Genomic DNA, 25,196 nt, shown 5'->3' with positions numbered 1-25,196 from the left:
CTGAATCATAACGATTCAGTTTTTTCTTAGTATATTTACGACAGCAGCCGTTTCATTATTCTCTTTATAAACACGCGGGATTCTTCTGTCTAACATACATGTAACTTCATAGTTAATTGTACCTAACATATCCGCTACTTCTTCTACCGCAATTTCTTCTTCACCTTGTTTACCGTAGAATACTACTTTATCCCCAACTTGTACTGGCATTGCTTTTGAAACGTCTAACATGAGCTGATCCATACAAACACGGCCAATAACAGGTACTCGAACTCCATTTATTAATGCATACCCTTTATTAGATAACTGACGATTATAGCCATCAGCATAACCAATCGGTACAGTTGCAATCCATTCTTCACCAGTCGTTACGTACGTATTCCCATAACTTACACCGCGATTCTTCTTCGCATGTTTAATATGAGCTACTTTTGATTTTAACGACAACGCAGGCTGTAAAGAAACGACTGCATGATCTACCTCTTTTGAAGGATACATTCCATATATTCCAATACCTACACGGACCATATTTTGAAATGTATTGCTAAGCTCCATTGAACCTGCACTATTTGAACTATGAATATATGGAATATGAATTCCTAATTCTTTTGCTGCATTGACAGCTTTCTCAAATAAACTTGTTTGCATATTCGTATATGATTTATCAATTTCATCTGCCGTAGAGTAATGTGTAAACATTCCTACTACCTCTACATACTCCATACGGTTTAATTCTTCTAAAAATGGTTTAACCTCTTCTTCTTGTAAACCGATACGACTCATTCCTGTATCAATTTTCACCTGAATTTGCGCTTTCTTTTGAAGACGGTTTGCGATTTCATTTATACCTTGTAAATCTTCACTTCTATAAACAGTCATCATAACGTCATATTGAATTGCCTCTTCCGCCGCTGCTACTGATGTATAACCTAAAATTAAAATCGGCACGTTAATTCCTGCTTCTCTTAACTCTATCGCTTCATCTACAAATGCAACTGCAAGCTGATTTATTCCTACTTCAATAGCAGCTTTCGCAACTTCAACCGCCCCGTGGCCATACCCATTTGCTTTTACAGCAGCCATCATTGCAATATTTTCATCATTCACACGCTTTTTAAATTCTTTTACATTATGTTTTACTGCATTTAAGTCAATTTCAATAATTGTATCTCTTCCATATTTCAAACTCATTGGTCTAACTCCTAACTCAATAATTGCATTCCATTCTATTTCACGTTTCATATGACCTTTTACAATATAATACTTTTCAATATGCTAGTCAAACTACTAGAATTTTCGGAATTTTGAGTATGATATAATACTCTTAAGAAACTATTATATACGGAGAAGAGGAGAATTACAATGTTTGTACAATCTGCCTTGCATCAACTACAAGTTGCTGTTGATACTTCTATTCAAATGCTTAACCAATATAATGAAGATAGTTTAAAAATACAACCCATTCACGCAAAGCGATCTGTATTTGAAATGTGTGCACATCTTTCTCTTATTTGCCATGCAGATTTACTCATTTTAAATGGTATTACAGAAAAACAACTACATACTTTCTATAAAGAACAAACACCCGAAACAATTACGCAAATGCAACAAACGATGATACAGGGCTACGATTTACTTTCTAAAACTTTTTTATCCTATTCCCAAGAAGAATTAGCAGAAGTTATGACTGCCTATTGGGGTGTTTCTTATTCTCGGTTTGAATGGTTACTTGAAATTCTCTCACATTTTTATCATCATCGTGGGCAAGTTCATATTTTATTGTGCGAGCATATGAAAGATCCTCGCATTCCTTTATTTGAGTGATTTTCCACTCATTCATTATCCAATTTACATATCATCAAATACACGTTCATTATTAATAAATAGAGAAGCAATAAATCCAATAAAAAGTAACATTCCTAATAAAATAAACGTTTGAGTATAACTTCCTATTTTCATAAGATAAATAGAAATGAGGGGTCCTATACTAGTACCTAAAAATAAAACAAAGGTATAGATAGAAACTGCTATTCCCCTTGCTTTCCCTCCCAATTGGCCGACAAGAGCAACTAAAGACGGAACGGATATAGCAATACCTATTACAAAACAAACACTCATTATGACAAGAAAAGGCAAATACGAAACAAAGCCCATTGCACTTAGACTAAAAATAGCGACCAACAATCCACCTTGAAGAACTTTCCTTACTTCGAACCTCTTTGTTAAACGACCCGCAATCGGTGACATCATCATACCAAATAGCCCCGCTAAGCGAAAATAAAGGATTTGTTCTGCAGTTAAATTGTAAGTAGAAGAGCTCAAATAATTCCCTAAAACAGTATACATATTAACAAAAGCCATCAATAAAACAAACGCAATCATATAGCTCAATACTAAGCTTTTATGTGTAAATACTTTACCCATCTGTTTAATCGGTCCCAAAATATCAGTATAGGATTGAGATATTCCCCCTTTCGGAAGTGAAAAATGAACCCATACAGCAGTAATCATGTAGAGAACGCTAAGAAGAAAGAACACCATATGCCATCCAAAATGTTGACTAACAACCGTACTTATTACCTGACCTACAATTCCAGCTACTAAAAAACCGGTACTAACAAATCCTATTGTTGTAACCTTTTTTTCTACTGGAAATATTTCTACAACGTAAGCTAACGCTACCGGAGAAAATGTAGATGCTGCAATACCCTGTAAGCCCCTAAAAATAACAAGCCACAATATACTATCCACAAACCCTAAGGAAAACGAAATAATCGACAGAGCAAGTAATCCAATGAAGATCACTTTTTTTCGCCCATATTTATCAGAGATTGCCCCAAATAACAAGCAACCTATAGCAAAGCCAACAGAAAATATACTGCCTGTAGCTGCAGATTGCGCTAGTGAAACATTAAAAAGGTCTGAAAATAGTGCAATTAAAGGGATTGTTACATATAAGCTAGACATAACTACCATACCCGACCAACATAATACAACGGTCATTATTGTGTAATTCTTTTCACTATTTATTTTCTTTCCTATTGCCATCATAATATCACTCCCTTATTACGATTTTTTCTATTTAAAACCTCTAAAGTACGCTTACTTATTTTAATTACATCGTAAAAAGTATGATTGCCTCTAAAGTTAGCTAAACATATAATAAGGTATACTAATTATATTCCCAAATAAATAAGTTGACCCTTATAATCAACTTATTTACCTACCTTCTCCTAATTTCACCTGCATATTTACTTGCATTTTATTTAATAGCTTCTCTAAAACTTGACGCTCTTCTTGATTAAAGTCATCAACTAATGAAGCGCAAGATAACCAAAAAGTTGGTAAAGAGTGCGTAACTAGTTCTTTTCCTTTCGGAGTAATTTTCACTTTTAATCTTCTTCGATCTTCAGAATGATGGAATCTTACGATTAACTCTCGTTTCTCCATCCAATCTAATAAGCCAGTGACAGAAGCACGTGTTATCCCTAATCGACTCGCAATATCAGAAGGACTCATATTCACTTCTTCCCCATTTGATTCCATTTCACGCAAAATAAACAACAGTAAAAAATCTAATTTACTTTCCGATATACCAAGCGGAGCTAAATCTACATCAACAGCATCAAGAACATTATCAGACGTCCATAACATTAACAAACCAAGTTTTGCTGCGATTGGATCCGTATCCGCTGATGCTGTCTTTTTTATTAACTCTGTATACGGCCCAATCCCTAAAGGAAGAGAATCATTTTTTGAACCCATTTATCTTCACTCTCCTTTCCCTTAAATTAATTAGCTTACCTAACTACTTTTTCATTATACTCACATTTTTACTTTTATTGCAAGAATATTGTTAAACAAAAAATCCTGTCATGAAAACAGGATTTTTCAAACTGACTAGCTATTATTTTTCAATAATACGAAACTCCTTTAAGGCAAAGGAAATACCACCTTCACTCGCCTTCTTTGTAACGAAATCAGCTTTTGTTTTTAGTACTTCTCCGCCATTCCCCATCGCAATTCCTAATCCTACATATTGCAACATCTCAATATCGTTTCCACCATCACCAAAAGCAATTGCTTCTGATTTACAAATGTTTAAGTGATCCAATACTTTTTGAATTGCGGTGAGCTTCGATACTTTATTATCTTCCAATACATTTATGACATAACCATGAAAACGGTCGAATGTAAGCATTGGGTATTTTTCAATAAATTTTTGAGATTCTATTTCATCCGCATACAGACATAAACAATAGATCTCTTCAGACAAATCCTTGCTTTTTTCAGGGTACTCCCCTAAATTTAACGTCTCGCTAAGCGCTTGCATTACACGCTCATTATCTGAGGCTATTCCGTTCATTGTAAAACCCTCAGTAAAATAAGAAACGCCGTGACCATTTAATTCTGCAAACTCTGAGATATCATGAACGATTTCACTGGAAAGTACTGATTTATGTATAACTGTTTCCTCACACTTAATATGTGCACCATTTGCAGAAATAAACGTATTTATGCCTAGTTCCTTAAATTGCGAACATAAGCTATATGGTCTCCCTGTTGTAACAACTACGTGAATCCCTTTATCTATTAATCTTTGTATTGCTTCTTTTGTACTTTCGTGCATACTTCTGTCAATCTCACTTAAAAGTGTACCGTCAACATCAAAGAACACTACTTTGTACATAGGTCTTTACACCCCGTTCAAATGATTCGTATCATTAATAAAATGTACCGTTTTTTGTTCCCCATCAATTTCAATTAAACTTATTCCCGTATCTCCCATTCTAAAATAATAATCCATTGAAATTGGCATTTTGAAAAACGCACGTAATAGACTATTTATTACACCACCGTGTGCAACGATTGCAATTCGGTCATATGTATTCTCTGTCACGATTTTAGAAAAGATTCCTTCTATTCTCATTCTAAATTCAATAAATGATTCCCCATTTTCAAAACGGTCATGAAGAAACTTTGGCTCTGGATATTTCTTTGCTTCTTCAAAAGATAAGCCTGCTTGCACTCCGTTATTAAACTCCATTAATTCCTCTTCTAGTTGAATTGGGCATCCAATTCCTTCAGCTAACGTTTCACCAGTTTCACGAGCACGCTTTAATGTACTTGCCCAAATGAAATCTGGTGGAAAATCTGCTTTCACTTTCTTTACAAGCCTTTGCACTTGCTGTCTTCCGATACGATAAACTTAACTAAATCTATACAATTCAATCAAATTTACACGAGTTAGTGCTTCATCGTGTTCTCGCAACCCCGAAGGGACGAGGGGTATAACACTCCACACGAGGCAGTATCGTTACCTCCTATTATCAAGCATTTATTTTACCCATCTTGATAAATTTATCGAAGCATTTAAATCTCTATCGTGGTGGCTATTGCACCCAACACAACACCACTCACGTATTTTTAAACTCCACTGTCCTTCTGGTTGAACTGAATGGTCGTATTTTACTCCGCAACATGAACAAATCTTGCTTGAGGCGAACCATTTATCAGCTTTTACATACTCAATGCCATACTTCTCGCACTTGTATGACAAACATTGAAAGAAGAAGTTTAATTTTTGAAGTGAAAATGCTTTCGATAGTTTTTTGTTTTTTAACAGGTTTGAGATAGGTAAGTCTTCCACAACAATCCTCATTGGTTTGGTTTTCACCAATTTTGCTGTTGCTTGATGGATATGGTTATTTCGGATATTCGTAATTTTCCTAGATAACCGCAGGTGCTCAGCTTTCGCTTTTTCATATCCGGCAGATTGAATTTTTACACCTTTTTTAAATCTCCTAGACATATCTCTTTGTGCTAACTTTTTCCTTTTCAAAAGTTTTTTAACCTTAGCATCTTTATTTATATTTCGTTCTTTCGTACCATTAGAAGCTACACACAGCTCTTTTAAACCAACATCCACACCAATCGACTCATCGGTTAGTTCTTGTAATTCAAAGTCTTCTTGGAATCCTACACTAATCCACCAGTGACGACCATCAAAGGTAACTCTTGGATTGGATGGTTTTTTGTTTCTTGGTAGTTGTTGGCTTGTTTTCACTTTTCCAATAGACTGAATATGAACTACTTTCTTTCCTATAACCAGTCTTTCATAATTGGCATAAAATCCTTGGATTAAATCTTTTTTAGATTTATAAGAAGTGTGAGAACCATTTTTGTACTTTTTGAACGAATTTTTTCTCGCCGTATCAAAATCTTTTGAAGCCTGTTTAGGAACTTGTGCATTGATGTCTTTTAACCACTCATATCTCTTTCGCTTCTTGATCCTTGTAAATCGTTTCTGTAAAGCTAACTGTGAAACAGATTTTCCAAATAGCTTATAATATCTATCACTCATTCTTTTACAATAGTTATAAGCGAATCTTGCAGCACCAGCATGGTTTCTAAGCACTTTTTCTTGTTCAGGCGTTGGAATTAGTCTGACTTTCTTCGCCAATATCATCAGAATTTAACTCCTTTAATGAAAGATTTGTTCTTCTGAATAGTAGCGTGTTCCACCAGCATTCTCCTTAGACTACTCGGATGCAAACCTGTTAATTCTGATACTTGACTAACTCGTGAAAATTTCATTATTATTCTCACCTCATTGAACCTAACATAGCGCGTATGTTCGGTGTTTTCAATAAAGTTTGATAGATTCAATAAAATTTATCTTGTTCAACTAAGGGCGCAATTCCTTAGCCAGTTCTCTTATGAACTTCTCATGTTTTCACATGAGCGCAGACTATATGTTTATCTACTTAAAGATAGAGGATTTTTCCATCACCATAGGCTTGTGATGTACTCTCGTCAGTTATACGAGATAGTCGTTGAACGTTCCTCTTATCCATTTTGACTTAGATGATTCGAGGCGGAAGACCCATTGTTCTAGTGTTTAGGATTTAACCTTGCACGATCTGATTGATTTTTTCTGCTTTCGCGACATTCACGCTCGCTATTTCTAGCCACGTTGTAGTTCAATCAGCTTTAGGGATTGCCCGCAGTTAACCCTCACTACTAGCCAATCACTTGACTAGCAGGGCTTACTGATATATTTAATTAACTTTCGTTATAATTGGTTAAATAAATCGTAACAGTTAGTTACCCTTTTCTGTTAATTCAAAGTCAGCTCGTCCTTCATGTACATGTAAAATATCTGCTTCGGATTCACCGTGACGTATTAATAATATTTGCACTTGTTTCCCACTCCCTTGTTTAATATCCACAAAATCCCATTATATCATATTTTAAATTTTCTTTAACAAAAATATATTACTTTGACAGTTTTTTAACCGTCTAGTAAACGTGTTATTCCACTTAACAATTCCAAACACTCTAAACTTATAATTCTTTGAAAAGTGACAAACAAAAAAGCCCTATCCATAATGGCAAAGGACTAATATTTTTTATCCTACTCAAAAATAAAAAGAGAAATGGCATCCCATTTCTCTTTTTCACTCTTATTGTTCTTTTGGTGTATCGGAAGAAGGCAATTTCTTCGCTTGTTTTTCTTTAAAGATTTCTCCAATTGCCCCGAGAGTACCAAGTGTTTCAATTGCATTAGACGGAATAAAGACTTTATTTGCTGGACCTTTTGCAACCTCAATCAATGATTCAAATGATTTATAGGCAAGTACGCGTTCATCTAAATCTGCTGCACGAAGTAATTCAATTCGATTTTGTTCTGCTTTTGCAATTTCCTCAATCGCTCTTGCTTCCCCTTGCGCTTCTAGTTCTTTTGCTTCCTTTATACCTTCAGCTTCTCGAATACGTGCTTCTTTATCCCCTTCAGCCATTAAGATTTTACTTTGCTTTTCACCTTCAGCACGAAGGACTTTATCTTGTTTTGCAGCTTCAGCTTCTAAAATGATCGCACGTTTATTACGTTCTGCTTTCATTTGTTTTTCCATCGATGCTTGCACATCTTTTGGCGGATTAATATCAACAACTTCAACACGCTCAATGCGAACGCCCCATTTTTCTGTTGCTTCATCAAGTGCTAAGCGAATTTCTGTTGAAATTTTTTCACGACCAGATAACGTTTCATCCAGTTCCATTTTACCAATGATTTGACGCATCGTTGCAGAAGTAATATTACGAACACCATATTCATAATTCGAAATACCATATGTCGCAAGTTCTGGTTCCACAATTTGATAGAAAATGATTGTATCAATTTCTACTTGTACATTATCTTTCGTAATTACCTTCTGTGGTGGTACATTCGTTTGTTGAATACGTAAGTCATGATATACACGAACACGGTCTACAATTGGTATTAATAAATTTAATCCCGGCTCCATAATACGCTGAAACTTACCAAATCTTTCAACGACTCCAACTTTTTGCTGTGGAATAATTTTAATTGTTAATGCAATAAATGTAACAACAATTAGTGCGAAAATAATCGTTAATGTTAATGCTACTGCCATATTTATTCACTCTCCTTCTTTACTTGTAATATAGTACTATGCCTCTTTATAACAATAACTTTTTCTCCAGCATCAATTGGATCATCTGCAATAGCTGTCCAAATATCTCCATCCACCTTCACAATACCATTCGCTTCTTTTGTAATCGCTTGCATAACAATGCCTTTTTTACCGACAAGCATATCTACTGTATCAGTAAAACCTTTTGCTTCTCGAAAGTTTTTTGAAATTCTTTTCGTAAAGAAAGTCAATGTTAAACTTACAATCGCACCAGCAACAACTTGTAACAGTAGTGCTTCAGGAGCAAACAAGGCAATTAGACCTCCGACAACAGCTCCAATTCCAAGCCAAAGCATGTAAAACGTAATCGACAACATTTCCGCAATAAATAAAATACCAGCTATTACAAACCAAATTACCCAAGCAGCCATATGCAACCCTCACTTTCTTTCTCATTTTCTATATGTATATGAAGAAAAGAATGGTTTATCCGCCCTTTCTTATACCGGGGCATTTACTACAAGCTATTGTACATATTCACTGTTATAAAAAGCATCAATAAAATACTATATTAATATATTCTTCATTATATATGAAAATCCCTTTCAAAAAGCGACAAAAAAATGAAATTCTTTCGAAAATTTAATTTTCAATTTATAATTATTTTAACTACTAAAATATTATTTTTTAGGAAAGTGGTGTGCTTGTTGCAAAGTCGTTCATTAACTTACTATTTAGGCTCTAAAATATGCATTACTCTCGCTGACATCGTATACATCATGATTATTACAACTCATATGTATATCACAACGAAATCAGCTACATTAACCGCTCTTTTTCCATTAGCACAAGTCATAACTAATCTTATAGCAAATACATCTGCACCACTTATAATGAATCGTTTTTCATCTTATTCATTACTTTTCACACTACAATGGACAAAAACTGTTCTATTATTTTTATTAATGATATTATTCCCGGCCCTTTCCTCAAACGTTGTAACACTATTCATTTTCATTTTTTTCATTTCTTTATGTAGCGGCTGGAGCGCACCGTTATTATACGGTATCCTTCCTCGCCTTACACGAAAAGAACAATTAGTAAAAGTAAATAGTATTTTTTCCTTTTCCACACAAATTGCGCAAGCCGCTGCTTATTCATTTACAAGTGTTATAGTTCTTCTTATCGATGCTACTTCTACACTCATGATGAATAACATTTTGATGATTTTTGGGTGTGTTGCACTACACCTTTCATTACGTTCCATACATACTGAACGAGTAATAGAGCCTTCTTCTTCAAAAGGCGCTGCTTTATTGGAAGGTTGGAGACTCTTATTTCAAAACCCGTCTCTCCGTATCGTTACATGTATGGACTTAATTGAAACTTTCGCAGGGACAATCTGGATCGGTGCTATTACAATGGCTTATGTAACGACTGTTCTTCATAAAGGAGAAGAATGGTGGGGATATATTAATACAAGTTATTATGTAGGGACGTTAATTGGCGGGATATTAGCATGGAAAATGAGTACATACATTCAAAACAATTTAATACGCTCCATGGCGATAGGCTCTCTTATGTTTAGTATTCTTACATTTTTATATGGTATGACAAGTAGCGGGTTTATTGCGCTTTTTCTATGCGTTCTAATGGGGCCATGTTATCAAATTAGAGATATTTCTCAAACGACAGTACTACAATCTAGTGTAGCCCCTACTTTATTATCAAAAATGTATACAGCTCATGGTGCAATCCTCTCGACAGCTTCTGGTCTTTCTATGCTTAGCGTTGGAATTATTACCGACCTGTTCGGTGTTCGTACTATTTATATTCTCGCTTCTTTCCTTATATTGTGCTCTGCTTGTTTATCATTTAACTTATTAAAATATGATAAAACAGAGAAAAAAGATATTTCACTTTAATGAACAAAATAAATAGGACAGGAATTCCTGTCCTATTTATTTTATTCATGATAAGTTAGGGATTTTCCGATGCTTTGTCGCTTGTTCAAAAGCGTATGCTAGTTTAATCAAGGTCCCCTCAGAAAAAGCATTGCTTGCAAGAGTAATTCCAAACGGTCTCCCATTATCCATATATCCCGCAGGTATTGCTATAGACGGATAACCTGCTTTCGCACATATAGTGGAGCCTATATAAGAAGGGAACAGAATCGCATCCAGATTATATTTTTCCAGTGCAAAATCAATGCCTTGTTCTTGAGAAAAATATATATCTTCTAATCTTGCATTTAAATATTCTGGATTTCTTAACGTATTAGGAACATCTTTTCTTCTCTCCAACTTAGTTTGTCCATATTTCAAAGCTCTTTCTGCTATATTTTCATTAAACTCCATTAACTCTGAAATAGAATGCACTGGAATAGTAGAAGGTAATTTTGAAAGATAGTTATCTAAACTATGCTTTAATTCATAGAGCGATACACCCCAGCTCCATTCTCTATGAAAAGACGGAATATTAATATCCTCTACTACTGTCGCACCCCCACTACGCAACACTTCAATCGTTTCCTTAAACAATTTTTTATCATACTCACCAGTTTCATAATAACCTTTAGGTGCATTGCTAAATACACCAATCTTTGCGCCATGTAAGCCATTAACATCAAGATATTTTGTATAATCCTGCTCTGCCATACCTTCACTTTTATGAGTAGCTACATCCTTCTCATCTACCCCAGTTAAACTCCCTAGCAAAATAGAAGCATCTGTTACCGTTCTAGCAAATGGTCCCGCTGTATCCTGTGAATAAGTAAGCGGAATAATTCCCCTACGACTAATTAGACCAACAGTCGGTTTAATACCGACTACAGAGTTTTGAACAGCTGGACTCAATATAGAACCATCTGTTTCCGTTCCAACAGATACTACTGTAAAATTAGCAGCAACTGCTATCGCAGATCCTGTACTTGAGCCTCCAACAAACATATCATCCTCACCTGTACCGTAAGGGTTTATTGTTTGTCCACCTCTTGCACTATATCCAGCCCACATGTCAAAAGACATTCCATTTGCTAATTCTGTCATATTTGTTTTTCCTATTATCACTGCTCCTGCTTCTCGTAGTTTCGTAACAAGAAATGCATCTTCACTACTAATATTTTGTTCCAAGGCAATCGTACCTGCACTGGTATGCATAGAGTCATTCGTTTCAATATTGTCCTTAAGTAAAACAGGTATACCATGTAATGGTCCCCGTCCACCTTTTGTCTTTCTTTCATAATCTAACGCTTCTGCAATAAAGATAGCGTCTGGATTGATTTCTAAAATAGAATTGATTTTTGGTCCTTCTTGATCATATTTCGCGATTCTATGAAGATAATACATAACTAATTCTTTTGAAGTTAATTGCCCAGCTTTCATCGCTACTTGTATATCATGAATTGTTAATTCTTTTTGTAATCGTGCATTGAACTGAATCTCCATCTTCATTCTCCTTCTTTAAAAGCTTTTATTGATAACGTGTATCTATTACTTTTTCATTTTCTCCGCTCCTCGCATATACAACTACAATCCCTTTCAAAGAATTCAACTTACCAATGTAAAAACCTTTTATTTCCTGAAAAATAAAAAGAGTCTGAAACGATTGGATTTCCGCTTCAGACTCTTTTATTACTTTACATATACCTCATCTAACAAATGTAAAAACTCACCTTGTTTCCCAGCTAATGCAGGGCATTTTGCAATATTAATCCATTCGTAGCAAAATGCTAATCCTTGATCTTCCTCACCGGCACTTACAATATGTTCCCAATCATCTTTTACATCTGTTAGTAACGTTACGTGGAAAAAATGCCGCTTTTGATATTCCTTTTTCTCTTTCACAAGTATGATGTAATCGGCTAGGAATCTTTCTATGCATAAATGACGTAATCCAGACTCTTCTTGTACTTCACGTAAAATTGCTGCTTCTAACGTTTCCCCTTCGTCAACTGTTCCCCCTGGTACTTGTATACCAGCTTCAGGTATATCACGATGTTTAAAAACAAGCAGTTGCATTACTCCTTCTTTTTCTCTTGTCACATATGCGTGTACTTTTTTCTTATATAGCACCGTCATAATCCTTCTCTCCCCTCAATTGTTCACTGCGTTACTTCTTCAAGTGTCAGTTGATTTTCATATAAATATGTAGCTTGTGGGTTCCCCACATACCTTACGTGCCATGGTTCATATCGATAGCCCGTAAGCGATTCTTTCTCTTTTGAATATCGAATTACAAAGCCAAATTTATGGGCATTTTCAGACAGCCACTGCCCTTCTTTCGTTTCACCAAAAATTGTCTCTAACTGAAACTTAGCAGCTTGAGATGTAATATCCATAGCAAGCCCTGTTTGATGTTCACTCGTACCAGGAACCGCGCTAGACATCGCTGTTTTTGCTTCTCCATCTTGCTTTTTATACATCGTATTTAATGCTTTTTGTCGATCAAAAGATCTAAATCCAGAGACTGCAAACAAGAAAATGCGCTCCTGATCAGCTTGCTGAAACATTTCCTCTAACGCACTCGCTGCCTCTTTTCTCATTTTTTTCTTTTCTTGATCACCTTCACTAGAATAGCGCACTTTCGGAATAACTAAATCTGGCGGTCTATATCCATCTGGTAAGCGTCTACTTTTATTCACAAGTACAAGCATCGAATTCGGATTACTAATTACCGCAATATCACCATCCATATTCGCAATCGTTTCTTTCGCTTTCGGAAATATGTTATTCACATTTACCTCTCGAGCCTGCTTATCCTTATACATTTTATAATTGATTCCTGCTACTCCAACAATGAGTATCATCGCTACGATACCAAGTAGTGTCCATCTTTTTTTCATATAACGACCTCTTATTTTAATAATTTGGCCATTTCATACTCATCGATGTTCTCTCCATCGATAATAAGAGCAGCTCTTTTGACACCTTCTTTCTCAAATCCAGCTTTTTTATATAGTGCCTGAGCTCTTGTATTGTGGGCCATTACCGTTAATTCTAAACGCCATACATCATGTAATCTTGCCCACTTCTCAGCATCTTTAAACAATCTCGTCCCAATACCTCGCCCGCTATACTCTTGCAAAATACCAATTACAATACTTGCTACATGTCTCTTTCTTTGAATATGATTTCCATTCACTAAAATAAACCCTACTACACGTTCTTCTTCAACTGCTACGAATATTGTTGCATATTCATTTTCTATAAAGCGATGAATCATTTGTTCTTGTTGCTCGACTGTAAATTTTCTTTCTCCTGGTTCATATAACATAAATTTCGTTTCTTCATCTAGTTGCTTACTTAATTGCAAAAATGGTGCTGCATCTTCTATTTTGATCTCCCTAATCACTTCTATCACCCTACCAGTTTTATAATAAAAAGTTTTCCTTGTAAAAAGATTTTCTCTAATTTTCCGAAAATCCCTTTGTAAATCTCCCAGTATTATTTGACAAATTTCGATATTACCATAACAACGGCAAATTTTGTCTATTCTGTGACACCTCATCATTACAAAGAAAAAACGCAAGATTTACACTCACGTTTTTTCAGACTCTCCCACTAATTTATGTTTCATTTTATCCATTCACCTTTTCTGCCTGCCAGAAATATTCACCAAACGCTTTAGCAAGTACATCAATTGATCGATTTAGTTCTTCCTCTGTATTATCTACGCCACCAACTTCAATTAATATCGCTTGCCCTGATAAGTCTTGATTGTAGACACCATTTCCTGTTTGGAATCCTTTTTGAATGACACCACGACTCATTCCTGGATATTTCTTATTAATTTCCTCATGAAGAGCTGTTGCTAATTTTAAGTTCTTTTCATAATTTTTATTGCCTTTCCCTATTACGAAAGCAAGCTTTGCATATGATTTATCTCCAATTGCTTTTGTCGTGACATTTTTCCGAGCACTATCACGATGCAAGTCAAAGAAGTACTGCAGTTCTTTATTGCCTGTCATTGCTTCTTGTACAATTTCCCGTGACACTTTGTAAGAACTATTACTATTTAACCCTTTACTAATCAACTTTTGGCCGACATCAGTCTTGTCATTAGTAGCTCCTATCCCTTCACTTTCTAATTGTTCACGAAATCGATCGCCGACTATTGAAATATTCGTAACGGAACTTGTTGCTTTATTCGGATTTGGATCGTTTGCTAAATTTAGTAACGGCAAATAAGATTCCCAACTATGCGAATGATAAATAAGCGCAACTTGTCTTTTTCCTGTCGTTTGAGCCGGTTGCTTTTTCTCTTTGTTTGTATCCGGCTTTTGAGCCTGTCCACCTTCACCAGTCCGTTCTTTTACCACTTCTTCAAGCGGAACGCTCGACTCTATCGGTAAGTTAGAATAATTTGTCCCTTCACCCGCAATAACAATTTCTGTATCGTACTTTCCAAAACCAGGTAACTCTTTGCCGACAAAACTGCGTACATCGTTAAAACGAATATTCGTAGCCATAGAAAAGAGAAACGAAGAAATTGAAAAATCTTGATTTAAATTTCGATACTCCTGTGTAAAATAATGATTCTCTTTCCCAAGAACGTACATGTAACCATTCATCGATAACTCATTTAACCAATTATATAAATACGTTGACTTTGTCTCTTTCATAGAGGTTACCATCATACTAATAAGAAAAAAAGTCGCTAGTACTGTAGTAATAATAAATAAAACTAACTTACGTACACTTGTGAACTTCACATAAAAAAAGCCTCGATTCATACTATCACCCTCTCTATTTCAAGTTATGTACAAGCTCTAGAGAATAGACCGTCTAAATTCCGGCTATATTGTTAATGAGGTGAAATGAATTGAAGCTACTAATAGGAACATTACCCATTGTACTATCATTTATTTTTTATTGGCTTACTAAGCATCCTACAATCCGTGTTGCGTTACATATTTCAGCTTATGTAGCACTTTATGTACTCGGTACAATTATTTCTATTAATATATATGACGTTTTAATACAAGATTTAGTTTTTATGACAAGCATTCATGGAATTTTACTAAACCCATTTTTTCTTATATCAGGAGCGTATATAGGAATATACTCCTTGCACTTAATCTTGTCTTACATTATTACGAAAATAAAAAATGGAGCGTAATGAAATGCAACCACCATTCATCTGTCATACATGCAAAAAAAGAATTGCGCGAAAGAAAGATCTTATTACTGCCACATCGTACTTCCGCTTTTATTTATTTCACAGTGATTGCTTTAAACGACAGCAAGTATTCATCTCACGATTTATCCCCGTAAATACGCTTTTTAATTTCTTTCTTATTATATATGGACTTATTTTTGGCAGCATGCTTATGATTACAGAACCATCTATTATTTGGGTGGTTTTCTTATTTCCCATTTTATATCGTTTTCTTTCCTATTATTATGTTGAACGTTTTTTCTCTACATAACGTGCAGACTGTCCTCTAGGAATACTTAAACATTCCCACTCGTTTTCTTTTAACATTTTACCAATGTAAATAATTTGTCCTATATGCAAAGCATAATGAGAAATTTGTCTTTCAATTGCTTGCATGACCGTATGTGCTTCACCACGAATATATACCGTCTGTAATAAATCTTCTGGCGTTAGCACATGCATCGTTTTCAAAACATATTCCCATCCGCCATTCCATGCTGCTAGAACCTCTTCCTTAGAATGATAACCACCTTCAAATTCAGCATCTCGGTTACGATCTATTTTTTCACCATCAGATGTTAAAAAATCCGTCCATCTAGAACGCATATTACCTTGCAGATGCTTTATAATAACCGATATACTATTTGTTGCTTCATGAGAAGACCATTCGATCTGTTCATATGATAATTGAGAAAGCACCCGTTCCCCTTGTTTCTTTGTTGCTTCAAAATTCGATATGGCACATTGTAAATATTCTCGTCGAATATCCATGTTACCCCCGCCTTTACACTAACTAATTTTTGTTCCATTTGGTAATTCCATATTAGGCTGAAGTAATACGACATCACCAGCTTCAGGTACTCCGCCTAAAACAAGTACTTCTGATTTAAATCCAGCCACGCGCTTCGGTGGAAAGTTTACAATCGCAACGATTTGCTGACCAATTAAATCTTCTGGATTATATCTCTTCGTAATTTGAGCACTTGACTGCTTAATTCCAAGCTCTCCAAAATCAATTTCAAGTTTAATTGCCGGAACTCTCGCTTCTTTAAATTCCTCTGCATGTGTTACAGTTCCAATTCGTAAATCCAAAGCTAAAAAATCTTCAAAATTAGCCATTTTATCATTCCTCCCAATTATTACTTAGACAAAACACAAAAATTCCCTTTTAAAAAAAGAAAGGCGCCTAAGCACCTTTCTTTTGTAATTCACTTGATTCATTTGATTTATAGAAGAAGAAACCGAGAATCCCGCCAATACATGATGGGATTAACCATCCTATTCCTTCTTTATATAATGGTAGCATTTGTAATACGTTAGAAATCGCGTCAATTTGAATGTTCGCACTTTCTAAACCGTTAAAGAAACTAATTAACAATGCACCTAAAATAGCTCCAATATAAATGGTATTACGCTTCCCTATCCATTTATGGAAGTAAGAAAGTACGATTAATACGATTGCAACTGGATAAATGATCATTAACACTGGTAAAGTGACTGCAATTAATTGTGTTAAACCTAGGTTAGATACAATTAAACTAAACACACATACCATCGTAACAATCATTTTATGCGAAAGTTTTGGGAATATGTTTGTAAAGAAGCCAGCACAAGCTGATGTTAATCCAACAGAAGTTGTTAAACAAGCAAGTATAATAACAAGTCCTAATAAAATTTTACCACTTGTTCCATATAACTCATTTACAACATTCGTTAAAATAAGTCCACCATTCTCGGAAACACCAAGTGATGTACTTGTTGAACCAAGATAAGCAAGTGATAAATAGATTAACGTTAAACCAAGTACAGCAATAATACCTGATACTACTGTTATTTTTGCAACTTCACTACTCTCTTGTATCCCTTTAGAGCGGATAACTTGTACAACGACAATTCCAAATACAAGCGCACTAATTGCATCCATCGTTAAATATCCTTGTATAAATCCACCAAAGAAAGCATTTTCTTGATATGCCGCTAGCGGCGCAGCTGGTTCTCCAATTGGATCAATAATTGCCTTTCCGACAATAACAGCAACAATCAATACTAACAATGGTGTAAGGAATTTTCCGAACCAATCCACTAATTTAGATGGATTTAATGATAAATACCACGTTATTCCGAAGAAAACTATTGTGAATAGAAACAGCATATACCACTCTGAAACCATTGCCTCTGATAAAAACGGCTTCATACCCATTTCAAATGAAACGGCTCCCGTACGCGGAATCGCGAAAAATGGTCCAATCGCTAAATAACTAATCAATGGGAAAATAAACGCAAATATAGGGTGAACTCTAGAAGATAGCGCTTTCAAGTCCCCCTCTACAAACGCGACAGCTGTTACAGCTAATAGGGGTAATCCGACTCCCGTCACTAGGAATCCAATTGTAGCAATCCAAACATTCTCTCCAGCTTGTTGCCCTAAAACTGGCGGAAAAATTAAATTTCCTGCTCCTAAAAATAGTGCAAATAACATTAAACCAATTGCTATCGTATCACCTGGCCTTAAACGTCCCTTCATACTTTTCATTTGCATAGCACTTTTTCATTGTTTATCTTTATTTTCACAATATGCTATGCATCCTCCTCTCTGCTCAAGATGATAAAATATGCCCCTTACAAAGCAGTGTCTTTCTCCATAATTTCTCCATTCCCCTTATTCTTACTCTAACTATTAATTTTTGATTTTTTTGAATTTTTAACTCATTAGAGTGGTATTGCGTGGAGTATAGTTGTCAGACCTCTTTGTTTTTATCACACATATAGTACCATATTTAGTTGAAAAATAAAAACATATTTTCAAATTGATTTTTTTGAAAATCAAAATTATCTACATTTTTCATTCTTTCACACAAATATTGTTACAATCTCAACTTTTATCCTATCGTTATTTCCAAATAATTTTATACACGAACATAGCAAAAGCCATCCAACATTATTAGATGGCTTTTGTATGTTATTCTATTGTTTCAACTTCACGTGGATTTTTCATCTCTTCCACATACACAACTCTAAATCCATGGTCTTCTAAATCTTTCAATAACGTATCTAATTCACCGTCGTTAAATTCTTCTCCTAATGTAAACATAATTCTACGAACTAATAAGGCATCATTATCAAAAGTCATTAAACTTTGGATACCTGTATATTTTTTTAATACTGTCGATAATTTTTGAATGGCTCCATTATAATCTTGTGTCCCAATCATGACAGAATATTTACTAGAATGAACGCCCCAAGCATCTTCTAATAACTCGAAAACCTTTTTATGCGTTAAAATTCCAAGAAAGACTCCATTTTCATCAACTACTGATAAATAAGGTAATTTTTTTATTGTAAAAAATACTTTAAAGAACGAAGAATCTTCTCTAACATAACCTTCTTTATCGTTTAATAATTGTACTACACTCTCTTCCAGCGAACCTTTATATTCTAAAATATCTACTTTGTATACATTTCCTAAATATTTCTCTTTTTTTTCATCTAAAACTGGTACACAACGATACCCAGTTTTATTTAAATGCTCCAGTGCTTCCCCTATCGTAATTGAACTTGAGCAAAATAAAACTTCCCTTTTCGGCACATAATTCCCTTTAATCCTCATAAACAGCCTCCTTATGTTAAAATACTTTCTGTGCCATAACTATATTATATTTTCAGAAAAAAATAAATAATTTATTTCACTTTTCTGAAAATTATCCATTTTCTTGTCATAATTTATTCACGTTTCATTCACTTTTATCCCCTACAATACGAAACATTCTCTCTAAACTTCTTTAAGAAAATATATTGTAACTTACGCCAAAAAAAGCTAAAATAAGAATAAGAATTTTCTGAATATTCTAAGAGTAGGTGATTACATGTCTTTATTGCGCTCACATATATGTAAATTTATAGTTGGTGTTCTCATTATATTTATCATTAGTCCTATTCCTGCATTATTCATTACACATAAATACTCATACATAACTGGCTTTATAAGCATTTTTCATAACTTCGCACAACTTTCTTCTATGACAATTCCAAAGATTGATTGGATGCACGAATCTATCTTTTTCTCAGCAAATCAAATGGTTCATACTTCTAATCATTCAACACCGTTATTCCCTTACATATGGGAAATATATTTTTTATCGGCTGTTCGTTTTACCTTTACTCTTGCAATCGGATTCTTTATCAGCTTAGGGATCGGCCATTTATTTTTTAAAGCACCTCAATCGGTTAAGAAGTTCACTTCTTTATTAAAATGGATACCGTACTCTTTTTGTACTGTATTATTACAATGCTCAGTCTTATTACTACTCCTATACATCACAAAATTGATAAAGCTTCCTTACTACTCATCTTTTATCATCGTTTGTAGTACTTCCATGATTATCGTTATGCAAGCAATTAAAAAGTGGGTTCCTTTCTTAAGTAACACAAATGAATATGAAATAAAACAATCTTCTTTCCTTGTAGATACATTGTTTTTAGCGCTTACTTCGAATCACAAATCTATTCTAGGTTCCATTATTCTTTCATTCGTTATTATGGAATGCGTTTTTCATGCAAGCGGACTATTGCAATTTATCGTTCAATTCGGCGGAAATGCACCTGTTATTGTTACAATTAGCTTATTACTTTTGTATATCCCATATTGCATACTCTCTTTCCTTCAAACACTATGGACGACAAATCACATTAAACAACAATCATACGCTTTAACGAGAAGTATTCCAAAACCTTAATTTGAAATAACCCTCTATAATCTGAAAGTAGGGGGTTATTCCTTTTGTATAGCGGACAAAATAACAGCAAATTCAAAAACAATTGCAGAAACATACCAATATTTACCCTTTTTCTTTGACTATTCTTTTCGTTTGGATTTATTATAAAAGTATAACATAAACGCAGGAGGTGACATCTTTATTCCAAACTACGGAATAGGGAACACACTTGGACATATTAAATATTTTTCTCATCTTTGTACTCATCCTTATTTCCGGCTTTTTCGTTGCATCAGAATTCGCTGTTGTAAAAGTACGAAAAAGTCGAATTGACCAACTTGCAAACGAAGGCAATAAACAAGCTTTAGCTGCAAGAAGTGTCCTATCTAATTTAGATGTTTATTTATCAGCTTGTCAGCTCGGGATTACGATTACTTCTTTAGGCCTCGGTTGGCTCGGTGAACCGACTGTGGAACATTTACTACGACCGCTCTTTGAAAAGATTAATATTACTGGAACAATGGCGAATACTTTATCCTTTATTATAGCTTTTAGTGTTATTACATTTTTCCATGTTGTATTAGGTGAACTAGTTCCAAAGTCTTTCGCCATTCAAAAAGCAGAAGCAATAACACTTAAATTTGCACGACCACTTATTTTATTTGATAAAATTATGTATCCATTCATTTGGCTACTTAATAGTACGGCAATCTTTTTCACAAAACTACTCGGTTTAGAGCCTGCGAAAGAAAATGAACTTGCCCATTCTGAAGAGGAACTACGACTCATTTTAGGTGAAAGTTTCAAAAGCGGAGAAATAAACCAAACCGAATATAAATATGTAAATAATATTTTTGAATTTGACGACCGGGTCGCGAAAGAAATTATGGTCCCTCGTACAGAAATGATTTGCTTATCTACTGAAAATACGTTAGAAGAGAATATGGATATCGTCGCAACTGAAAAGTATACACGCTATCCGATCATCGAAAAAGATAAAGATGATATTATCGGTATGATCAATACGAAAGAAGTCTTTCACGATCAAACGAAAGGCATTCATAAACCACTTGAATCTTACATACATCCAGTACTAACTGTATTTGAAACTGTTCCAATTCGCAAAACATTAGTACATCTACAAAAGAATCGCGTTCAGATGGCAATCGTTATGGATGAATATGGTGGTACTGCTGGACTTTTAACAATGGAAGATATTCTTGAAGAAATTATTGGAGAAATTCAAGATGAGTTTGATGCGGATGAATCACCTATGATTGAAAAACGTACGCCGAAGCTTACTGTTTTAGATGGGAAGGTGCTCATTTCTGAAGTAAATGATATGTTTGGCCTGCATATTGATGATAGCGATTTAGATACAATCGGAGGCTGGCTCCTCTCTCAAGCAGTTGATTTAAATATTGAAGCTGGTTATTCCATTGAATTTGCCGGTTTTCAATTTAAAGCTCTAGAACTTGATGGACATCAAGTGAAAAAAATTGCGGTACATAAATTAGACACGAAGAAGGAGTTATAAAGTGACAGTATTATTAACAATCTGTATCATTGCCTGTTTCATTGTTTCATTTCTCGCCTTTATTTATCCTATCATTCCAGGCATCCTTGCTGTCTGGGCTGGATATTTAATTTACCATTTTGGTATAAATGGCGGAGAACTAACAACTTCCTTTTGGATTATTCAAGTCATTTTCACACTATTTATTTTCATTGCTGATTTTATTGCAAATGGATATTTCTTAAAGAAATACGGGAGTTCTAAATGGGGAGAGCGTGTCGGTATGATTTCTATCATTGTCGGATCTTTCTTCTTCCCACCATTCGGTTTAATTATCATACCGTTCTTATCGGTATTTATTACAGAACTCATGCATAAAAAAGCGCCAAAAGACGCCTTTCTAGTAGGAGTTGCTACTGTAGTTGGTTTTTTAAGCAGTACAGTAGCGAAAGCTATTCTCCAAATCATTATGATTCTCATATTTGTATGTTATATCATCTTTTAACCATCCCAATTTCGGGATGGTTTTTTTAATATGAAATACCTACTCGACTATTCTCATATTTGTTTTCACTACATAGATTCCACGTGAATTGCGCTGTATCACCAACTGTTATTTTCGCTCCCCCTTCTGGTAATACATCTTTTTCAGTTCGATACACTCCTGTCACATCACCGTCTATTAAATGCGTCGGACAAACGACCGTCCAACATAAATTACTACTACTAAGTATCTTATATGCAGCTAAATGATCTTCTGCTGCTGTTGTCATTTTCCTTTTTGACTCAGCTGATTGAAAACGATATAAATTTAGATTTGTTCTTGCTTGTAAAATACCAGCTGTTCCTATTGTAATGATCTTATGAACCCCTACTTCTTCCATTTTCTTTATAATATGTGGCATACTCTTCGCCAATGTCCCATTTTGATCCGTTCCAAGTGCACTAATTACTATATCGCTTCCTTCTATCACTTTCTTTATATCATTTTCATTCCATACATTACCTTCTATAACTCGTAACCTTTCATGATTTATTTCTATTCTATTTAAATCACGCGCTAATGCAGTCACTTCAGCTGCATCCTTTAATGCTAATTTTATTATGTTTGAACCTACTCGACCAGTTGCTCCCAATATACATACTTTCATTTGTTTTCCCCCTTTTTCATTCTTTCTCTATTTTTCAATAATTTTAATCAATTTTCAACAAAAAAGCTTCCTCATATATAAGAGGAAGCTCTATTATTATTTTATTTCTTTTCTTTAGAATCTGTAGATTTCTCAGTTCCACTTGTTTCTTTATCCTTTTTGTCCTCTTGTTGTGTTGTTGTATCGTCTTCTTTCTTCTTGTCCTCACCTTTACTACAACCTACCATTAATAAAGAACTTGCAAGTGCCATAGCAGTTAATGATTTAACCCATTTGTTCATTTGCGTTTCCTCCTTTAGATAGAATATGTACAACCCCCATATTACTCTCTATTTTTAAAGGAAAGATTGAAAAATAGTAAATAAACGGTAAATATTTGTAAATTTTCTGATAATAAATACAGACACCTATTCTTTTTTTCTCCATGAAAAGTAAAAAAACTAAGGCGCCTATCTTTCCGCCTTAGTTTCTTATGCAAACTCCTCATTTTCATATACATGTTTAATCTTATACTCTTTCTTCACAACATATTGCCATACACTATAGGCATAACGATTCATTTTCAGGAAGCAATTTTCTAAAAACGAGCGGTATTCTGGATTCGCAACTTCAACTGCTACTTGAGCGAACTTTAGTGCTAACCGTTTTAAATGCGAAATATAACAAGTTGCAATATGGACATCCCCTGTATATTTACTATCAGTCTCCTTTTCCATTTCATGAAAATGAGATGAAATTGGTTCACAAGTTATATGCTGTACATTCTCTCCTTCTTGAAAATTCACTTGTTCATTATACGCTTGCAACATATATGGTAAATGATGCTGTAATAGCTCCTTTAATTCTTCGTCTCTTACCTTTCCTGTATACTCCCCAACCTTATAAATAAGCATATAACTATACCTCATTAATTCTTTCATACAATCCATGAAAATGCCTCCCTTCTCTTTTGTCTATATGTTATAAATATGATGCTATAACATTTGCTATTCTTGCTAAAAACCAATTCCACTTACTAATTTTCTCAAAGTCTTCTTCTGAAAATCTTTTTGATTTATGAAAGTCTTCTTTTAATCGGCTCCATACGTCAGCAACAACTCTTGTATCATATACGATACAGTTTGATTCACAATTTAAATAAAAACTTCTATTATCAAAATTCGCTGTACCTATATCAACAATTTCTCCATCAATGATTGTTACTTTCCCGTGAAAAAAACCATTCCGATATTGATAGATCTCCGCTCCAGCATGGTTCATCTCTCTCAAATACGGATAGGCAGCTTGTTTTAACAATACTGCGTCGCTTTTAAATGGTACGAGAATTTTCACATTGACACCTCGGTTTAATGCACCTTTTAATTCTTTTATCATTTCTTTACTTGGTACAAAATATGGCGTAGCAATAATTAAAGACTTTTTAGCTTGCTTTAAAAGCGCTCCATATTTTTGCCATAACCCTTTTCCATCTGAAAATAAATATTGATATTTTACATTCCCTATCTCAGGTAAACTTTCATGTACAGGCATTTTTTCTCCCGTATCTTCTTTCCAGTCAGCAGCAAATTTTCTTTCCATATCCGTAGCACCATTCCCATTGACTCTTACATGATAATCACGCCACGGGCCAAATTTCGGATCTTGTCCAAGATACTCCTTTCCAATGTTAAAGCCGCCGATATATGATACTTTTCCGTCAATCGTAACAATGCGTCTATGGTTTCGTTGATGCAACGAATAGAATAAATGTTTCAATTTAGGTTTTTTACTAAACGTAAACTGGACACCATTGTTTTTTAGTTGACGAATTACCTTTTTCTTCAGCTTATATCCACCTATTCGATCAACTGACAATTTTACTTCTACTCCACTCGATGCCTTTTTCTCAAGCAACTGCAAAAACTCTTGGCTTATTTCATCTTTACCTACAATGTAAAAATGGACATATATGTACTTTTCTGCATTACGTATATCCTCAAATAATTTCTTATATAACTCTTCACCGTTCGTATAAAGTTGAAATTCACCTAATCGAACTTGTCCTAATTCATATTCACTAGCCATTTTTTTCCCCATTTCCACATCGATGTTCATCCATATGAATACACCTATTAAACAAAGGATTACAACGAAAAAGTGTTTCATGGATATTTTCCTTCCTCCACTTACTGTTATTTCTATATCTTCCCTTTTTTAATACAATATCATTCAAGAAAATATG

The 25,196-nt window shown here is 34.5% G+C and carries 27 protein-coding genes and 2 pseudogenes; 7 read left to right on the top strand and 22 right to left on the bottom strand.

Features of this window, described 5'->3' with window-relative positions; translation table 11 throughout:
• Window positions 1-15: 15 nt before the first annotated feature.
• Window positions 16-1,191, bottom strand: a complete 1,176-nt coding sequence (gene alr, locus MKX31_RS08420; RefSeq protein ID WP_103655013.1) for an alanine racemase — start codon at window positions 1,189-1,191, stop codon at window positions 16-18.
• Between the two features lie 171 nt (window positions 1,192-1,362).
• Here alr and MKX31_RS08415 point away from each other — a divergent pair, with 171 nt between their 5' ends.
• A complete protein-coding gene (locus tag MKX31_RS08415) occupies window positions 1,363-1,824 on the top strand; it encodes a DinB family protein (RefSeq protein ID WP_064474001.1) in 462 nt (153 codons plus the stop codon).
• 24 nt (window positions 1,825-1,848) lie between these two features.
• Here MKX31_RS08415 and MKX31_RS08410 read toward each other — a convergent pair whose 3' ends face one another.
• From MKX31_RS08410 to MKX31_RS08375, 8 genes and pseudogenes are all read right to left on the bottom strand, one after another.
• Window positions 1,849-3,048: an MFS transporter gene (locus MKX31_RS08410; protein WP_142387345.1), complete on the bottom strand. Its 1,200-nt coding sequence runs from the start codon at window positions 3,046-3,048 to the stop codon at window positions 1,849-1,851.
• A gap of 171 nt (window positions 3,049-3,219) precedes the next feature.
• Window positions 3,220-3,765 (bottom strand): MarR family winged helix-turn-helix transcriptional regulator, encoded by a 546-nt coding sequence (locus MKX31_RS08405; protein WP_064474002.1) that lies wholly within the window; start codon window positions 3,763-3,765, stop codon window positions 3,220-3,222.
• Between the two features lie 142 nt (window positions 3,766-3,907).
• Complete coding sequence (locus tag MKX31_RS08400; RefSeq protein WP_103654985.1) at window positions 3,908-4,690, bottom strand: Cof-type HAD-IIB family hydrolase; 783 nt, start codon at window positions 4,688-4,690, stop codon at window positions 3,908-3,910.
• Between the two features lie 6 nt (window positions 4,691-4,696).
• Window positions 4,697-5,197 (bottom strand): annotated as a pseudogene (locus MKX31_RS08395) (histidine phosphatase family protein); the annotation flags it as partial.
• Window positions 5,198-5,338: 141 nt separating this feature from the next.
• Window positions 5,339-6,469 (bottom strand): RNA-guided endonuclease InsQ/TnpB family protein, encoded by a 1,131-nt coding sequence (locus MKX31_RS08390; protein WP_340980564.1) that lies wholly within the window; start codon window positions 6,467-6,469, stop codon window positions 5,339-5,341.
• 640 nt (window positions 6,470-7,109) lie between these two features.
• A pseudogene (locus tag MKX31_RS08385) lies at window positions 7,110-7,232 on the bottom strand (histidine phosphatase family protein); the annotation flags it as partial.
• A 234-nt stretch (window positions 7,233-7,466) separates the two neighbouring features.
• Window positions 7,467-8,438: an SPFH domain-containing protein gene (locus tag MKX31_RS08380; protein WP_000257391.1), complete on the bottom strand. Its 972-nt coding sequence runs from the start codon at window positions 8,436-8,438 to the stop codon at window positions 7,467-7,469.
• Between the two features lie 2 nt (window positions 8,439-8,440).
• Window positions 8,441-8,869, bottom strand: a complete 429-nt coding sequence (locus MKX31_RS08375; protein WP_064474166.1) for an NfeD family protein — start codon at window positions 8,867-8,869, stop codon at window positions 8,441-8,443.
• Window positions 8,870-9,145: 276 nt separating this feature from the next.
• Here MKX31_RS08375 and MKX31_RS08370 point away from each other — a divergent pair, with 276 nt between their 5' ends.
• A complete protein-coding gene (locus MKX31_RS08370) occupies window positions 9,146-10,363 on the top strand; it encodes an MFS transporter (protein ID WP_064474167.1) in 1,218 nt (405 codons plus the stop codon).
• Window positions 10,364-10,408: 45 nt separating this feature from the next.
• Here MKX31_RS08370 and MKX31_RS08365 read toward each other — a convergent pair whose 3' ends face one another.
• From MKX31_RS08365 to spoIIP, 5 genes are all read right to left on the bottom strand, one after another.
• On the bottom strand, window positions 10,409-11,884 hold the full coding sequence (locus MKX31_RS08365) for an amidase family protein (protein ID WP_340980560.1): 1,476 nt from the start codon (window positions 11,882-11,884) through the stop codon (window positions 10,409-10,411).
• Window positions 11,885-12,070: 186 nt separating this feature from the next.
• Window positions 12,071-12,517, bottom strand: coding sequence for an NUDIX hydrolase (locus tag MKX31_RS08360; protein WP_064474169.1), 447 nt, complete (start codon window positions 12,515-12,517; stop codon window positions 12,071-12,073).
• A gap of 23 nt (window positions 12,518-12,540) precedes the next feature.
• The gene (locus MKX31_RS08355; RefSeq protein ID WP_064474170.1) at window positions 12,541-13,281 is read right to left on the bottom strand and encodes a M15 family metallopeptidase; all 741 of its coding nucleotides are present in this window, start codon (window positions 13,279-13,281) and stop codon (window positions 12,541-12,543) included.
• Between the two features lie 11 nt (window positions 13,282-13,292).
• Window positions 13,293-13,790: a GNAT family N-acetyltransferase gene (locus MKX31_RS08350; RefSeq protein ID WP_142315068.1), complete on the bottom strand. Its 498-nt coding sequence runs from the start codon at window positions 13,788-13,790 to the stop codon at window positions 13,293-13,295.
• A 226-nt stretch (window positions 13,791-14,016) separates the two neighbouring features.
• A complete protein-coding gene (gene spoIIP, locus MKX31_RS08345) occupies window positions 14,017-15,171 on the bottom strand; it encodes a stage II sporulation protein SpoIIP (protein WP_098102950.1) in 1,155 nt (384 codons plus the stop codon).
• Between the two features lie 89 nt (window positions 15,172-15,260).
• On the opposite strand from spoIIP, the gene MKX31_RS08340 reads away from it, so the two are divergent.
• On the top strand, window positions 15,261-15,557 hold the full coding sequence (locus MKX31_RS08340) for a hypothetical protein (RefSeq protein ID WP_064474173.1): 297 nt from the start codon (window positions 15,261-15,263) through the stop codon (window positions 15,555-15,557).
• Between the two features lie 4 nt (window positions 15,558-15,561).
• A complete protein-coding gene (locus MKX31_RS08335) occupies window positions 15,562-15,867 on the top strand; it encodes a permease (RefSeq protein ID WP_141669099.1) in 306 nt (101 codons plus the stop codon).
• On the opposite strand, the gene MKX31_RS08330 is transcribed toward MKX31_RS08335, so the two are convergent.
• The 4 genes from MKX31_RS08330 to cbpA all read right to left on the bottom strand — a co-directional run bounded on the left by MKX31_RS08330 (window position 15,840) and on the right by cbpA (window position 19,203).
• Entirely contained in the window at window positions 15,840-16,367 is a 528-nt protein-coding gene (locus tag MKX31_RS08330) for a DUF1572 domain-containing protein (protein ID WP_064474174.1), read from the bottom strand. The two genes, MKX31_RS08335 and MKX31_RS08330, sit on opposite strands and share 28 nt — an antisense overlap.
• A gap of 18 nt (window positions 16,368-16,385) precedes the next feature.
• A complete protein-coding gene (gene csaA, locus MKX31_RS08325) occupies window positions 16,386-16,715 on the bottom strand; it encodes a chaperone CsaA (protein WP_064474175.1) in 330 nt (109 codons plus the stop codon).
• A 67-nt stretch (window positions 16,716-16,782) separates the two neighbouring features.
• A complete protein-coding gene (gene brnQ4, locus MKX31_RS08320; protein WP_396021591.1) occupies window positions 16,783-18,120 on the bottom strand; it encodes a branched-chain amino acid transport system II carrier protein BrnQ4 in 1,338 nt (445 codons plus the stop codon).
• Between the two features lie 435 nt (window positions 18,121-18,555).
• Window positions 18,556-19,203: a cyclic di-AMP binding protein CbpA gene (gene cbpA / locus MKX31_RS08315; RefSeq protein WP_064474177.1), complete on the bottom strand. Its 648-nt coding sequence runs from the start codon at window positions 19,201-19,203 to the stop codon at window positions 18,556-18,558.
• Between the two features lie 256 nt (window positions 19,204-19,459).
• Here cbpA and MKX31_RS08310 point away from each other — a divergent pair, with 256 nt between their 5' ends.
• The 3 genes from MKX31_RS08310 to MKX31_RS08300 all read left to right on the top strand — a co-directional run bounded on the left by MKX31_RS08310 (window position 19,460) and on the right by MKX31_RS08300 (window position 22,329).
• Window positions 19,460-20,329, top strand: a complete 870-nt coding sequence (locus MKX31_RS08310) for a hypothetical protein (RefSeq protein WP_340980553.1) — start codon at window positions 19,460-19,462, stop codon at window positions 20,327-20,329.
• 208 nt (window positions 20,330-20,537) lie between these two features.
• On the top strand, window positions 20,538-21,845 hold the full coding sequence (locus MKX31_RS08305; protein WP_046959212.1) for a hemolysin family protein: 1,308 nt from the start codon (window positions 20,538-20,540) through the stop codon (window positions 21,843-21,845).
• A 1-nt stretch (window position 21,846) separates the two neighbouring features.
• On the top strand, window positions 21,847-22,329 hold the full coding sequence (locus MKX31_RS08300) for a DUF456 domain-containing protein (protein ID WP_000217333.1): 483 nt from the start codon (window positions 21,847-21,849) through the stop codon (window positions 22,327-22,329).
• A gap of 25 nt (window positions 22,330-22,354) precedes the next feature.
• Here the strand turns inward: MKX31_RS08300 and MKX31_RS08295 are convergent, their stop codons facing one another.
• The 4 genes from MKX31_RS08295 to cls form a co-directional block, all read right to left on the bottom strand.
• Complete coding sequence (locus tag MKX31_RS08295) at window positions 22,355-22,975, bottom strand: NAD(P)-dependent oxidoreductase (protein WP_000861614.1); 621 nt, start codon at window positions 22,973-22,975, stop codon at window positions 22,355-22,357.
• 101 nt (window positions 22,976-23,076) lie between these two features.
• Window positions 23,077-23,256 (bottom strand): hypothetical protein, encoded by a 180-nt coding sequence (locus MKX31_RS08290; RefSeq protein ID WP_001045960.1) that lies wholly within the window; start codon window positions 23,254-23,256, stop codon window positions 23,077-23,079.
• A gap of 189 nt (window positions 23,257-23,445) precedes the next feature.
• The gene (locus MKX31_RS08285; RefSeq protein ID WP_340980551.1) at window positions 23,446-23,904 is read right to left on the bottom strand and encodes a spore coat protein; all 459 of its coding nucleotides are present in this window, start codon (window positions 23,902-23,904) and stop codon (window positions 23,446-23,448) included.
• 31 nt (window positions 23,905-23,935) lie between these two features.
• A complete protein-coding gene (cls, locus tag MKX31_RS08280; RefSeq protein ID WP_064474179.1) occupies window positions 23,936-25,120 on the bottom strand; it encodes a cardiolipin synthase in 1,185 nt (394 codons plus the stop codon).
• Window positions 25,121-25,196: the final 76 nt, after the last annotated feature.

This window comes from Bacillus sp. FSL M8-0063, from assembly GCF_038005545.1.
Classification (GTDB): Bacteria; Bacillota; Bacilli; order Bacillales; family Bacillaceae_G; genus Bacillus_A; species Bacillus_A wiedmannii.
The sequence above is the reverse complement of the archived record's forward strand: the minus strand, read 5'-3'. Positions and strand labels throughout refer to the sequence as shown.